This window comes from Niallia sp. Kr1, assembly GCF_050389805.1.
In the GTDB taxonomy this organism is placed as follows: Bacteria; Bacillota; Bacilli; order Bacillales; family Cytobacillaceae; genus Bacillus_BD.
The window spans coordinates 3,747,574-3,762,317 of sequence record NZ_CP130945.1 but is presented as its reverse complement, the minus strand read 5'-3'; the positions used below and the strand labels follow the sequence as shown (position 1 = coordinate 3,762,317).

The window sequence follows — 14,744 nt, the reverse complement described above, 5'->3', positions numbered from 1 at the left end:
GCGAGTAGTGGAATTTATAAAAGAATGGGTCACGAATATCATCTTATTTGTTCTTTTTGCAACATTGATCGATATGCTCCTGCCCAACTCGAAATTTCAGAAGTATACAAAAATGGTGGTAGGGTTACTTTTAATCTCTGTGATTTTAACACCCATTTTTAAGTTACTTTCAACTGATTTTGAGGAATCATTTACGGCTGCGTTGCCTCAATGGGAAGAAAAAAAAGAAAATGAAATAAAAAATTTAATAGATTTGCAGAAAAATGAAATACAAGCCTCCCATGATGCATATATTTTAGAACAGATGGCTGTCCAACTAAAAGAGGACGCAGAAGAGGAGTTGATGGATCAATTTGATGTAGCGATTGCAGACCTTGAAGTAGTAGTAGATGAAGAAGACGTCCGTCCCTTCCCAGAAAATTTGCAAAAGGTAGTGATTCAATTAAATGGGGAAAATGAAGAAGCAGAAACAGAGGCAGTTGAAGTAGTCAAATCAGTAGAGATCAATACAAATGAGCCACTACAGGAGGAAACAAAATTTGAACATAATGATAGGATTATTAAACTCTTAGCTAACAAATGGAGTATTGATGAGGAGATCATTGAACTTCAACTAGAAGGGGGGGACAAGGAACAATAATGGAAAAGGGACCTTTCTCATGGCTGAAAAAGCAATTTTCAAAGGATGATCATCCTTCCGAGCAGAAAAAGGCGAAATATCCTTATTTAATATTGGTTCTTCTATTTGGAACAGGGTTTATGCTTGTTAGCAATCTCATTTCAAATGATTCAACCTCAACAGAAGCCGTTCCAACTTTTAGCAACAAGGATGAGGAAAAACAAGCAGATGAAGAAACATTCGGACAAAAGGGTTCAAGTAAAGATAGTTTAATAGACGATTATGAAAAAGCCTATGAAGCGCAGTTAAAAGAAGCTCTTGACGCCATTGTCGGAGTTGACGATGTGACAGTTGTCGTGAATGTTGATGCAACAGAAAAGAAAGTTTTTGAGAAAAATAGGAATACACAAAATCAATTAACGGATGAAACCGACCGTGAAGGCGGTAAACGAAAGGTGGAAGACCAATCCACAGAAGAACAGCTTGTAATTATTCAAAATGGTGAAAAAGAAGTACCGATTGTCACAGAAACCAAAAAACCAGAAATACGAGGAGTCCTTGTCGTTGCAAAAGGTGCCGATAATATTCAAGTAAAGAAATGGATTATCGAGGCTGTAACAAGGTCACTGGATGTTCCAAGTCATAGAGTGGCTGTCATGCCGAAAAAAACAAAGGAGGAATAAATCAATGCTATTGAAAAAACAAACTGTTTGGTTATTAACAATGTTGAGCTTGGTCGTGGTGTTATCCGTCTATTATATTACTTCTCCGGAGCAACAGCAAAATGAATTAGCAGCAGTGGATCAACAGGAGGAAAAAGAGCAAACCGGTGAAGAAACAGAGGAAACGCCAAAAGACGGTGAAGAAAAAGAAAAAGCTCCAGAAGCAGAAATGGAAGATGCAGGATCAAAGGATGCTGAAATTATCACAAATGCAGCTGGTGATGAAGCATTTGAAACGATGCGTATCCAATTAATGGATGAGCGTAGCCAATTGAAGGAAGAATTAGAGAAAAAGATCGCTTCAACAGACCTTCCTGCTGAGGAGCGTAGCGAAGCAAAAGAACAAATGGATGAATTGAATGAAATTGCGAATAAAGAATTATTGCTTGAAACGTTAATCAAAGCAATGAATTACGAGGATGTTTTAGTACGTGCCGATGACAAACAAGTAAACATTACAGTTAAAGCGGAAAAACAGTCTAAGACTGAAGCGAATAAGATTATTCAAACAGTAAGAAGTGAATTAGGACCATTGCACGCAGTTGTAGAATTTCAAAATGCCCAATAATAAAAATGTGGAGAGGAAAGGTTATTCTTTTCTCTCCATTTTTATTCGTTTTCCGCTTTCCTAATTCCTCCAACAAATTTTTGCGAAATTATACCAAAACCGATTGTTGTAATTGCATTAGGTCTTATCGTATGATATTAGTATCTAGTGTTAAATGAGTTTTTAATGTTAAAATGACTATCTAGTGTTAAATTTTTGTACAGGAGGATTTTAATCCATGTTAAAAGTCCAAGAAATTAGGGAATTGATTGAAGTGATTGATCAATCATCTATAGAGGAATTTACATTTGAACAAGAAGGTTCAAAAATTAAGATTAAAAAGAAATCAGAAGGAAAATCTGTCATCCACTCCATTCAACCAATGGAATCAGTTGCCGTACAACAACCGGTAACGGTTCACCAACCTGTTGAGCAGAAACAAACAACCCCTGCTCCTGCAGTTGCTGTGAGTGAGCAAGTTCAAACGAACACGAATGAGGTAGCACAAGAAAATTTACATAAAATCACATCACCAATGGTGGGAACATTCTATCACTCACAATCCCCTGATGCGGATCCATATGTAAAGGTTGGAGATAAAGTATCAAATGATACCATTGTCTGTATTGTTGAAGCGATGAAATTATTTAATGAAATTGAAGCGGAAGTAAATGGCGAAATCGTAGAAATTCTCGTCAAAAATGGACAACTGGTTGAATTTGGACAACCATTATTTTTAGTAAAACCGGAGTAAAGAGAGGCTTTTCATATGATAAAAAAATTATTAATCGCAAACAGAGGAGAAATAGCCGTAAGGATCATCCGCGCCTGTCGGGAACTGGGCATTGAAACTGTGGCTGTTTATTCAGAAGCCGATAAAGAAGCGCTCCATGTCCAGCTTGCGGATGAGGCCTATTGCATTGGTCCCATTTCTTCGAAAGACAGCTATTTAAACTTTACGAATATTATTAGTGTAGCTACATTAACAGGTTGTAATGCGATTCATCCCGGCTATGGGTTTTTAGCAGAAAATGCCGACTTTGCTGAACTTTGCCGTGATTGCAATATTATTTTTGTTGGTCCATCGCCAGAAGCGATTACGAAAATGGGAACAAAGGATATTGCTCGTGAAACGATGAGAGAAGCAGGCGTTCCGATTGTGCCTGGATCAAGAGGAATTATCGATACCGTTGATGATGCGATTGAGCTAGCGGAACAAATTCAGTATCCTGTCATCATAAAAGCAACAGCTGGTGGTGGCGGTAAAGGAATCCGTGTAGCTCGTAATGAGGCTGAGTTAGTAAAGGGAATCAATATTACTCAACAAGAGGCGTTGACAGCCTTTGGAAATCCTGGCGTCTACATTGAAAAATATATAGAAGATTTCCGTCATGTTGAAATTCAGGTCATGGCAGACAATTACGGGAATTGCATTCACCTGGGTGAGCGTGATTGCTCGATACAAAGACGTTTACAGAAGTTGTTAGAAGAATCTCCGTCCCCGGCATTAGACGGTGAAATGCGTGCGGATATGGGAGAGGCAGCTGTAAAAGCGGCCAAGGCTGTTGAATATACTGGAGCAGGTACGGTAGAATTTATTTATGACTATAACAATCGTCAATTTTATTTTATGGAGATGAACACTCGAATCCAGGTAGAGCATCCTGTAACAGAGATGGTAACAGGTGCCGATCTAGTGAGGGAACAGATCTTAGTGGCTTCAGGTGAAAAATTAAGCTTAACCCAAGAAGAAGTTACGTTTAATGGTTGGTCGATCGAATGCAGAATCAATGCTGAAAACCCGGAGAAGAACTTTTTACCTTCAGCAGGAAAAATTAATATGTATTTAGCTCCGGGTGGTTTAGGCGTTCGTGTAGATTCGGCTGTATATCCAGGCTATTCCATACCTCCTTATTATGATTCGATGATCGCTAAAGTGATCACGCACGGAAAAACACGTGAAGAAGCGATCGCAAAAATGAAAAGGGCGTTGAGTGAATTTGTCATTGAAGGGATTCATACGACCATCCCTTTCCATTTGAAACTTTTAAATCATGAACAATTCGTCAAAGGTGAATTTAATACGAAGTTTTTAGAATTCAATGATGTGATGAAATCCGAATAAATTCTTAGGAGGTACCATGATGACAGTGAATAATATTCTAGAAATGAGTTCAAGTAATAACAACCTTGGGAAAGTGGAAATCGCTCCAGAAGTAATTGAAGTAATTGCAGGTATTGCTGCATCTGAGGTAGAAGGTGTGGCTCAAATGAGAGGAAACTTTGCTTCAGGTGTTGTAGAACGTTTAGGTAAAAAGAATCATGGTAAAGGTGTAAGAGTTGAACTTCTAGAAGAAGGCATTAAAGTGGATGTCTATTGTGTCATGAAATTTGGTGTTTCCATTCCTAATGTAGCACAAGGAATCCAAAACAATATTCGTCAAGCATTACTAGATATGACAGCTTTAGATGCAACAGAAGTTAATATTCATGTTGTGGGAATCCAATTTGAAAATGCAACACCAGAACCTGAAATCGAAGAAGAAATGTAAGCAAAATACCAAAGACAACTGTCTTTGGTATTTTTATTAAGTTCAAAATAGTATTAGTTTTTTGAAAGTAGATTGATGTCTAGCGCAAGCCCATCCCCCTCGAGGTCACAAGCTTGTCTAGTCCCTGGATAGTCGCCTATACATTTCTAACAATCCGTCAAGAAGATTAAAGGACAATCTTCATGCCGGCTCGTCTTGTGCTTGGCCGTACCGGCATAAGTGCAACTACTCCTCTGTCTTCGCCTAAAGGCTTGACAGTCGGAGAGTTTTCTTTATCGGGGGTGAGCAGGCGCTTCCGCTTTTCAAATCATTACTATTTTAATAATAAAAACAGAAAGGAATGTGATTATCCCTTTCATTTATGCTATTATCTTGTTAGGCTAAATTGGATAAGATAGGAATACATATGTGTTATGCAATAATAGCAAACACTTTTTTTAATTAAAGGAGTTAAAAGCATGAAGAGAAGAACTGCAAGAGAAAAGGCGCTACAAGCTATTTTTCAAATTGATATGAATGAAACAACACCAAACGAAGCGATTGAATACGTTTTAGATGGTCAATCATCTGATGAATATTTAGAAAAGCTTGTTGTAGGCGTGATCGAAAAACGGGCTGACATTGATGCCATTTTAAAAGACCACTTAGAAAAATGGACGATTGATCGGTTAGCCAACGTTGATCGAAATATATTAAGAGTAGCCATATACGAAATGACGGAATGTGCTGAAGATGTTCCCGTAAATGTTGCGATCAATGAAGCAATCGAAATCGCAAAGACTTTTGGGGATGACGAGTCAAGTAAATTTATTAATAGTGTTCTTTCTAAAGTCAAACAAACGATGGAAGATTGATCAGTAGAATTCCAAGGATAATGCTATAAATCCATGTCAAAATGATATAATTGTAAAATATAGATTTACATTCGACTTCTACTAAGTGATGAGTGAGCAGATAAGGGAGTTTTTAGAATGGAGAAGCGTTACTTAACCGTTGGGGCCTTAACGAAATACATTAAACGAAAATTTGATGCTGATCCTTACCTAAACGATTGTCTAGTAAAAGGGGAAATCTCTAACTTTAAGCAACATTCTAGCGGACATATGTATTTTACTTTAAAAGATGAAAAAGCAAGAATATTAGCTGTGATGTTTTCAAGTGCTAACCGAAAAATAAAGTTTACTCCTGAAAACGGGATGAAAGTATTAGTTCGTGGGGATATTTCGGTTTACGAAGGAAGTGGTCAATACCAGCTATATGTGCAGGAAATGCAACCTGATGGAATCGGGGATCTTTACTTAGCTTTCGAACAATTAAAAGAAAAGCTAGGGAAAGAAGGTCTTTTCTCAACTGAACATAAACAGCCCATTCCTAAATTCCCAACGACAGTGGGTGTGATTACTTCTCCAACAGGTGCTGCAATACGGGATATTATTACTACGGTCAAGAGACGATATCCGATTGCAAAAATCTTAATCATTCCTGCACTTGTACAAGGAGATCAAGCAGGTCCTTCTGTTGCCGATGCTATTCAAAAGGCAAACGAAAAACAGTATGGAATAGATGTACTAATCGTTGGACGTGGTGGTGGTTCGATCGAAGAGTTATGGGGCTTTAATGAAGAAATCGTGGCAAGGGCGATCTTTCATTCAAGAATCCCCATTATTTCGGCTGTGGGTCATGAAACGGATTTTACCATTGCTGACTTTGTGGCTGATTTACGTGCCCCAACTCCTACAGGTGCAGCAGAACTGGCTGTGCCCCATATCGATGAATGGGTTGAGCGAGTGTTAACAAAACAAACTCGATTAATGAGAGCGATGAAGGAAAAGGTTCATTTTCAAAAAAGCAAACTAGAACGGTTGGAAAAGTCGTATGCCTTTCGTTATCCCCATCGTTTATACGAACAAAAATTGGAACAACTAGATCGAGCAACAGAATCTCTTGTTTCCAATTCAAAGAAACTATTAAGTACAAAAATGAACGAGTGGGAACAAATAGAAAAACGAATGATTCGGAATCACCCAGAAAGCAAAATTCAGAAGGCGTTAGAGGAGCAAAGTAAAGCCAAAAAGGCTTTAGAACGGGCGATGTCCATTATATTATCTAAAAAACAGACGGAATTTACAAATCGTGTAAAAACGCTTGAAGCATTAAGTCCTTTAAAAATAATGGAACGCGGTTATAGTCTAACGTACGACCAAAAAGGCAGTCTAGTAAAGAGTATTCATCAAGTAGAAAAAGATGAAATGGTGAAAATTGTCTTAACAGATGGAGAGTTAAACTGCCAAGTAGTTGAAAAAGAGGAGTGATGAGGATGACAGAGGAAAAGGAAACTGTCACATTCGAGGAGGCAATGGAACAGTTAGAAACGATTATCGAAAGGCTTGAAGAAGGTGACGTACCTTTAGAAGAAGCCATTACGATTTATAAAAAGGGAATGGAGCTTTCAAAGCTCTGTCACGATAAATTGAAAAATGTTGAAGAACAATTGACACAAATCTTAACAGCCGATGGTCAAAAACAAACGTTTTCCATTCAAGAGGAGGAATAAGGATTGTCAAACTCCCAACTAGACTTATTTTCTAATCAATATAAAGAGTTAATTGAAGATCAATTTCAAAAAAGTATTAATGGACTCGAGGCACCGAATATTTTAAAAGAATCGATGCTGTATTCATTAGAAGCAGGTGGAAAACGAATTCGTCCATTACTATTATTCGCTACAATTGATGCGTTCCAAAAGGATCCTAAGATTGGATTACAGGCGGCTTGTGCCATCGAAATGATTCATACCTATTCGTTAATTCATGATGATTTACCAAGCATGGATGACGATGATTTAAGAAGAGGAAAGCCAACCAATCATATTGTTTTTGGAGAGGCCAATGCGATTTTGGCAGGGGATGCTCTTTTAACATATAGCTTCCAGTTAGTAGCAGAAACACCTGAGGAGACTGTTTCTCTAAAAAACAAATTAGATCTAATCAAGTTACTCTCCCATTCCGCAGGAGCTGAAGGGATGGTGGGTGGACAAGTTGCTGATATGATCGGAGAAGAAAAAACGCTAAATCTTGAAGAGCTTCAATACATCCACCTTCATAAAACAGGGAAATTATTATCATGCAGCATCCTATCAGGTGCGATATTAGCAGAGGCTACCCAAGAGCAAAAGTCGAATTTAGAAAAGTTTGCTTATCATTTAGGACTCGCTTTCCAAATTAGAGATGATCTGTTAGATATCAGTGGGGATGCAAGTATTATTGGCAAGCCGGTTGGCAGTGATTCGGAAAACCACAAATCAACCTATCCATCTCTATTAGGCGTTAACGGTGCAGAGGAAGCGTTAAATGAACACTATCAACTCGCTATGGATGCTCTTTATAAAGTAGGGGGAAACACTGGACTATTAGAAGCATTAACCGAGATGATTGTGAAAAGAAACCATTAAGAAAAGTATCTACAATGATTTTTGGAAATTAGTTAAGGAAAGTGAGTGATCCAAAAAATGGATCTTGAAAACATCAAAGACCCATCGTTTTTGAAAGACCTTTCTATTAAAGAATTAGAACTTTTAAGTGATGATATACGAAAATTTTTAGTTCAAAAACTCTCCGTTACGGGTGGTCACATCGGTCCGAACCTAGGAGTGATTGAACTAACAGTTGCCTTACACAAAAGCTTTGATAGTCCACAGGACAAAATTCTTTGGGATGTTGGGCATCAATCCTACGTTCATAAAATCCTAACAGGAAGAGCAGGCGAATTTGATACCCTTCGGCAATATAAAGGCTTAAGTGGGTTTCCGAAAATGGCTGAAAGTGTACATGATGTTTGGGAAACAGGCCATAGTTCGACTTCCTTATCCGCTGCAATGGGCATGGCAATTGCGAGAGACTTAAAAAATGAACATTCCTATATTATTCCTGTTATTGGCGATGGTGCTTTAACAGGTGGAATGGCATTAGAAGCATTAAATCATATTGGTGACGAAAAGAAAAATATGATTGTCGTTTTAAATGATAATGAAATGTCGATTGCGCCAAATGTCGGAGCATTACACGGTGTGTTAGGACGGTTAAGAACAGCTGGTAAATACCAGTGGGCAAAAGATGAACTGGAATATTTAATGAAAAAGGTTCCTGCAGTTGGTGGTAAACTGGCTGCAACGGCCGAACGAATTAAGGACAGTTTAAAATATTTACTCGTTTCCGGAGTTTTCTTTGAAGAAATGGGCTTTACGTATTTAGGTCCGGTTGATGGGCATAACTTTGAAGATTTATTCGAGCAAATCAGCTATGCCAAGAAAACAGAAGGTCCTATCCTTCTACATGTGATTACGAAGAAGGGTAAAGGATATAAACCTGCGGAAAACGATCGAACAGGGAATTGGCATGGTACAGGTCCTTACAAAATTGATACCGGAGACTTCATTAAACCGGTTGAAGCACCTCCAGCTTGGAGTAAAGTTGTCAGCGAAACCGTTAGGGAACTAGCAAGAGAAGATGAGCGTATTGTAGCGATTACTCCAGCCATGCCAGTTGGTTCTAAACTAGAGGGATTCAGAAGTGAATTTCCTGAGCGCATGTACGATGTAGGAATTGCGGAGCAGCATGCTGCAACCGTTGCTGCAGGACTAGCAACGCAGAATATGAAACCTTATTTAGCGATTTATTCAACTTTCCTTCAGCGTGCCTATGATCAAGTAGTACATGATATTTGTAGACAAAATTTAAATGTGTTTATTGGAATTGATCGTGCCGGTTTAGTGGGATCAGATGGGGAAACGCATCATGGGATTTTTGATATCGCCTTTTTACGCCACTTACCGAATATGGTGTTAATGATGCCTAAAGATGAGAATGAAGGGCAGCATATGGTCAATACCGCATTAAAATATGATGATGGTCCAATCGCGATGAGATTTCCACGTGGAAATGGCTTAGGGGTTCCATTAGATGAAACGTTAAGAGAAATTCCTATTGGGACGTGGGAGGTCTTAAAAGAAGGTCGTGATGTAGCAGTAGTAACATTTGGAACGACGATTCCAATGGCTATGAAAGCGGCAGCGATTTTAGAAAAACAAGGCAGATCCGTTAAAGTCATCAATGCTCGCTTTATTAAACCTTTGGATACAAAGATGCTATTATCGCTACTGGATTTAAATATCCCTATTTTAACAATTGAAGAAGCATGCTTGCAAGGTGGTTTTGGTAGTGCAGTTCTTGAATTTGCCCATGATGGAGGCTACCACCATGCAGAAATTTCTCGGATGGGAATCCCAGACTATTTCGTTGAACATGGAAGTGTAAAAGAGCTTTTCTTAGAAATAGGATTGACACCAGAAGAGATCGTGAATCGGATTAATTCGCTCGTCATTAAAAAACAAAAAAGGGCTTGAACAGAATGAAGAAAGAACGTGTAGATGTTTTATTAGTAGAACAAGGACTTTTTGAAACAAGAGAAAAAGCAAAAAGAGCGGTGATGGCTGGTATCGTCTATAGCAATGAAGTGCGCCTAGATAAGCCTGGAGAGAAAATTCCAGCTGATGCGATTCTAACGATAAAAGGAAAAACTCTCCCCTATGTGAGTAGGGGAGGGTTAAAGTTGGAAAAAGCACTTAAGGAATTTGATTTAGATGTGAAAGATAAAATCCTACTTGACATTGGATCATCAACTGGTGGTTTTACCGATTGTGCTTTACAGAATGGTGCAACAATGTCTTATGCCGTAGATGTTGGGTACAATCAGTTAGCTTGGAAGCTTCGTAATGACGAACGCGTTAAGGTAATGGAGAGAACAAATTTTCGTTATGTGACCCCCAGCGATCTAAATGGTCCGATGCCTAATTTTGCCTCTATTGATGTTTCATTTATTTCATTAAAATTAATTCTCCCTGTATTGAAAACTCTATTAGTACCTAATAGTGATGTAGTGGCATTAGTGAAGCCACAGTTTGAGGCAGGAAAAGAACAAGTTGGGAAGAAGGGAATCATTCGAGATGCAAAAGTCCATGAAGAGGTTGTTGAAACCATCATCGACTTTTCATTAGAAACCGGTTTTGATGTGAAAAACGTATCCTATTCCCCGATCACAGGCGGTGACGGTAACATCGAATTCCTGCTTCATCTACATTGGTCTGGAAGAGAAGACAATGAAAAAGGGTTAAATGAATTAACCGTTACACCGAATGAAATCGTTCGAAATGCCCATATAGAATTTCATGCAAAATAGTGAAAAATTATGCAATTTCCGCTTAAATCAGTTATTATTATTTTAGTAAGAAAGGCTTGGGCAGTTGAAGAGGTGAGACGATGTCGAAAGGACAACGACATATTAAAATTAGAGAAATTATTGCGAATAATGACATAGAAACACAAGATGATTTAGTATTTGCATTAAAAAGTGCAGGTTATAATGTGACACAAGCTACCGTTTCTCGAGATATAAAAGAACTACATTTAATTAAGGTGCCACTTTCAGATGGGCGTTATAAATACAGTTTGCCAGCTGACCAACGATTCAATCCATTGCAAAAGCTTAAACGAAGCTTGATGGATGCTTTCGTTCGGATCGATTCAGCCGGACACCTTCTAGTACTCAAAACGTTACCTGGAAATGCCATGGCGATTGCAGCTTTAATTGACCATTTAGATTGGGATGATGTGCTTGGTACGGTTAGTGGGGACGACACCATTTTAGTTATTTGTAGAACAGAAGAAGATACAGAAATCGTGTCAAATCGTTTTCTTGATTTGCTCTAATGGGGAGTGGATTTTTTCATGCTAAGCGAATTATCGATTAAAAACTTTGCGATCATTGAAAAGCTTTCAATTTCATTTGAAAAAGGATTGACCATTCTAACAGGTGAAACAGGTGCAGGAAAGTCCATTATTATTGATGCGATTCATTTACTTGTGGGTGGAAGAGGTTCTTCAGACTTTGTTCGTCACGGGGAAGATCGAGCAGAAATTGAAGGACTCTTTTTACTTGAAAAATCGAGTCATCCCGTTATTCCTAAAGCTCAGGAGTTAGGGATTGAAATTGAAGATGATATGGTCGTTTTACGTCGTGAGATTACAAAAAGCGGTAAAAGTGTTTGTAGAATCAACGGGAAATTAGTAACAATTTCCATTCTTCGTGAAATCGGCGGTACTTTAGTGGATATTCACGGGCAACATGAACATCAAGAATTAATGGATGAAACGAAACACCTTTCACTTCTTGATCAGTACGGAAAAAATAAAATAACAGATGCACTTACTGAATATGGACAAGTCTTCGAAAAGTATGAACAGGCTTTACGAAGATTAAAAAGTCTGAATGAAAATGAACAACAAACTGCTCAAAGAGTGGATTTATATCAATTTCAATTAAATGAAATTGAACAGGCACAATTAAAGCTAAATGAAGATGACTTATTAATAGAAGAGAAAAAGCGCCTATCGAACTTTGAGCGGATCTTTGAAGCCGTACAAGCTAGTTATAGTGCCTTAAAAGATGAACAAAAGGGTCTTGATTGGATTAGTCTTGTAATGGGGCATATGGAGGATGCGGCAGAATTAAGCCCAGAATATAAAGAGCTATCAGAAACGGTTTCAAATAGCTATTATATGCTCGAGGAGGTAGCTGCAACTCTTAGGGGCGAATTGGATAACCTTGAATTTGATCCTGGAAGGCTCAATGAAATTGAAGACCGATTAACGGAAATCAATGGATTAAAACGGAAATATGGTCAATCGATCTCAGGAATTTTAGAATATGGTGCAAAAATTGAAGAAGAATTGGAAACACTATTGAATAAGGAAAGCCACATTGAAAAGTTAAAAAAGGAAATTTCCTCGTTCAAAAAAGACTTATTCATTGAAGGCAACGAGCTGACCACGCTAAGAAAGAAATTAGCGAAAGAATTAACAGATGCCATCCATCGTGAGTTAAAAGAATTGTACATGCAGAAAACCGTATTTGAAGTAAAGATCGACAGCGGTGAAACGCATATCTCTAGAAATGGAATGGATGTAGTTGAATTCTACATTTCCACAAATCCAGGTGAACCTTTAAAGCCTTTGTCAAAGATTGCCTCTGGGGGAGAACTATCCCGAATCATGCTTGCCTTAAAGAGTATTTTCTCGAAACATCAGGAAATTACCTCGATTATATTTGATGAAGTGGACACAGGTGTCAGTGGAAGAGTAGCGCAGGCAATTGCGGAGAAGATATATAATGTATCAACAGATTCTCAAGTCCTGTGTATTTCCCATTTACCACAAGTAGCCGCCATGGCAGATTCTCATCTATTTATTGAAAAAGAAACACTTGATGGACGTACAAAGACAAAAGTTAAAAAGCTTGATGAAGAGGGCAAAATAAAAGAAATCGGACGAATGATCTCAGGTGTAGAGATTACCGATATTACGAAAGAACATGCAAAAGAATTATTGGAAACGGCCAATGACATGAAAACACAAAAATCTCTGTAGCCATTTGGTTTCAGAGATTTTTTAACACTTTTTATGAATGTATCAGTGGTTTTGAGCTCGACTCCAATGTAAATACGCTTCTTTTTCGTTTGGAAGTAAAATGAGTTTTTTACGAGATATTTCCTACTTGTACAGTTTTTTTATAAAAGGTTGAGTTATAAATGTTCACCTTGCAGGCAAAATTAAAGATGTAGCCATTAAGACGGTTTGGACTAGAAGCGAGGAGAGTGAATGTTTTGAATAAAGACTTCTTTAGAAAACTAATTGGTGGAATTCTCCTTGTTTCATTAATTGCTATATGTTTCATTAAACCTATTCAGGAGTATATCAATATTCCTACCCATATTACGTTATTTGAAGGACAGGAATTAAATATAGAGAAATCTGTCCCTGTTTCAGCATCAATAGCAAAAGAATCATCCATTGTTGCCCTTAGCCAAAATGAAAAGTCTGTGTCACTTCAAGCCAATCAATCAGGAAAGAATGAAATGTTTTTAGAACTTGCTGGGTTACCAGTGAAAAAAGTCGATGTGAATGTATTAAAGGATTTTAAAGTGATTCCTGGTGGTCAGTCCATTGGGGTAAAACTAAATACCCTTGGTGTATTAGTCGTCGGACATCACCTTGTTACAACGGATGAAGGAAAAGTCTCTCCTGGAGAGTTAGCCGGCATCCAAGTAGGGGATATTATCACTGAAATTAACGGCAAGAAAATAGAGAAAATGTCAGATGTCGCACCGTTTGTACAAGAAGCAGGACAAAATAATAAACCTTTAAAGCTAATCGTTACAAGAGAGAATGGAAAAATAGAAACTGAATTAATGCCGCAAAAAGAAAAAGGCGATGAAAATTTTAAACTTGGTTTATATATCCGTGATTCAGCAGCTGGAATTGGTACGATGACTTTTTACCATCCAGAATCAAAGAAGTATGGCGCATTAGGTCATGTTATTTCAGATATGGATACGAAAAAACCGATTGTTGTGGATGATGGTCAAATTGTAAAATCCACGGTTACATCAATAGAAAAAGGAAGTAACGGGAATCCAGGAGAAAAATTAGCGCGATTCTCTTCTGATAAAGAGGTTATTGGGAACATTAAGCGTAATAGCCCCTATGGAATCTTCGGGGAACTCAATCGTGACATGCAAAATGGGATTATGGACGAGCCAATGCCAATCGCTCTATCCCATCAAGTAAAAGAAGGACCTGCGCAAATCTTAACGGTAGTAGAAGATGATGAAGTAAAATTATTTGATATTGAAATTGTTAGCACCATTCCACAAAAATTCCCAGCCACAAAAGGAATGGTGATTAAAATAACCGACCCTGAGCTACTCGGGAAAACCGGAGGGATCGTTCAAGGCATGAGCGGAAGTCCGATCATCCAAAATGGAAAAGTGATTGGCGCTGTTACCCATGTTTTTGTCAATGATCCAACAAGTGGTTATGGAGTTCATATCGAGTGGATGCTGGATGAGGCAGGAATAGATATTTATGAAAAACCTCAACAAAAAGCATCGTAAATAGAAAAGCGAAAGCGCCCTGCTCTACTCCGTATGGACTGCCTAGCACAGGATGTCCCCTTTTGAGATAAAGGAAACACGATCAGCACGTATGTGCGAGTCGATGTTGACGTAATCATTTCGGAAGAAGAAGCTGGAAGTCTCACTAGGAGTTAGGTGCTGAAGCTAGACAATCAATCTAACTTCAAAAAAACTTTTATTCTTTTTTAATTAGACGGAGAGATCCGTCTTTTTTTGTCTTTGTGTAATACACTTAATGGTGGTATCATTAAAGTGTATAGAAGTTGAAAATAAAGAT

The 14,744-nt window shown here is 38.1% G+C and carries 15 protein-coding genes; all 15 read left to right on the top strand.

Translation table 11 applies throughout. The annotated features are described in order from the left end of the window. Positions 1 to 7: 7 nt before the first annotated feature. The 15 genes from spoIIIAF (at position 8) to spoIVB (ending at position 14,446) form a co-directional block, all read left to right on the top strand. Positions 8 to 640, top strand: a complete 633-nt coding sequence (gene spoIIIAF / locus Q5760_RS18445; protein WP_428909082.1) for a stage III sporulation protein AF — start codon at positions 8 to 10, stop codon at positions 638 to 640. Next, on the top strand, positions 640 to 1,302 hold the full coding sequence (gene spoIIIAG, locus Q5760_RS18440; RefSeq protein WP_428909081.1) for a stage III sporulation protein AG: 663 nt from the start codon (positions 640 to 642) through the stop codon (positions 1,300 to 1,302). Before spoIIIAF ends, spoIIIAG begins: the two co-directional genes overlap by 1 nt. 4 nt (positions 1,303 to 1,306) lie before the next feature. Further along, positions 1,307 to 1,909, top strand: coding sequence for a SpoIIIAH-like family protein (locus Q5760_RS18435; RefSeq protein ID WP_428909080.1), 603 nt, complete (start codon positions 1,307 to 1,309; stop codon positions 1,907 to 1,909). A 217-nt stretch (positions 1,910 to 2,126) separates the two neighbouring features. Next, positions 2,127 to 2,642, top strand: a complete 516-nt coding sequence (accB, locus tag Q5760_RS18430) for an acetyl-CoA carboxylase biotin carboxyl carrier protein (protein ID WP_428909079.1) — start codon at positions 2,127 to 2,129, stop codon at positions 2,640 to 2,642. 15 nt (positions 2,643 to 2,657) lie between these two features. Then, positions 2,658 to 4,013, top strand: coding sequence for an acetyl-CoA carboxylase biotin carboxylase subunit (accC, locus tag Q5760_RS18425; RefSeq protein ID WP_428909078.1), 1,356 nt, complete (start codon positions 2,658 to 2,660; stop codon positions 4,011 to 4,013). 19 nt (positions 4,014 to 4,032) lie between these two features. Beyond that, on the top strand, positions 4,033 to 4,440 hold the full coding sequence (locus tag Q5760_RS18420; protein ID WP_428909077.1) for an Asp23/Gls24 family envelope stress response protein: 408 nt from the start codon (positions 4,033 to 4,035) through the stop codon (positions 4,438 to 4,440). 458 nt (positions 4,441 to 4,898) lie between these two features. After that, complete coding sequence (nusB, locus tag Q5760_RS18415) at positions 4,899 to 5,294, top strand: transcription antitermination factor NusB (RefSeq protein WP_428909076.1); 396 nt, start codon at positions 4,899 to 4,901, stop codon at positions 5,292 to 5,294. Between the two features lie 117 nt (positions 5,295 to 5,411). Continuing rightward, entirely contained in the window at positions 5,412 to 6,752 is a 1,341-nt protein-coding gene (gene xseA, locus Q5760_RS18410) for an exodeoxyribonuclease VII large subunit (protein ID WP_428909075.1), read from the top strand. A gap of 5 nt (positions 6,753 to 6,757) precedes the next feature. Continuing rightward, entirely contained in the window at positions 6,758 to 6,994 is a 237-nt protein-coding gene (gene xseB / locus Q5760_RS18405; protein ID WP_428909074.1) for an exodeoxyribonuclease VII small subunit, read from the top strand. A 3-nt stretch (positions 6,995 to 6,997) separates the two neighbouring features. Next, positions 6,998 to 7,891, top strand: coding sequence for a polyprenyl synthetase family protein (locus Q5760_RS18400; RefSeq protein WP_428909073.1), 894 nt, complete (start codon positions 6,998 to 7,000; stop codon positions 7,889 to 7,891). 57 nt (positions 7,892 to 7,948) lie between these two features. Next, positions 7,949 to 9,841 (top strand): 1-deoxy-D-xylulose-5-phosphate synthase, encoded by a 1,893-nt coding sequence (dxs, locus tag Q5760_RS18395; protein ID WP_428909072.1) that lies wholly within the window; start codon positions 7,949 to 7,951, stop codon positions 9,839 to 9,841. 5 nt (positions 9,842 to 9,846) lie between these two features. Continuing rightward, positions 9,847 to 10,674: a TlyA family RNA methyltransferase gene (locus Q5760_RS18390; RefSeq protein WP_428909071.1), complete on the top strand. Its 828-nt coding sequence runs from the start codon at positions 9,847 to 9,849 to the stop codon at positions 10,672 to 10,674. An 80-nt stretch (positions 10,675 to 10,754) separates the two neighbouring features. Then, on the top strand, positions 10,755 to 11,204 hold the full coding sequence (gene ahrC, locus Q5760_RS18385) for a transcriptional regulator AhrC/ArgR (RefSeq protein WP_428909070.1): 450 nt from the start codon (positions 10,755 to 10,757) through the stop codon (positions 11,202 to 11,204). Between the two features lie 18 nt (positions 11,205 to 11,222). After that, a complete protein-coding gene (gene recN, locus Q5760_RS18380) occupies positions 11,223 to 12,920 on the top strand; it encodes a DNA repair protein RecN (RefSeq protein WP_428909069.1) in 1,698 nt (565 codons plus the stop codon). A gap of 227 nt (positions 12,921 to 13,147) precedes the next feature. Continuing rightward, positions 13,148 to 14,446, top strand: a complete 1,299-nt coding sequence (gene spoIVB / locus Q5760_RS18375; protein WP_428909068.1) for a SpoIVB peptidase — start codon at positions 13,148 to 13,150, stop codon at positions 14,444 to 14,446. The last annotated feature ends 298 nt before the right edge of the window (positions 14,447 to 14,744 follow it).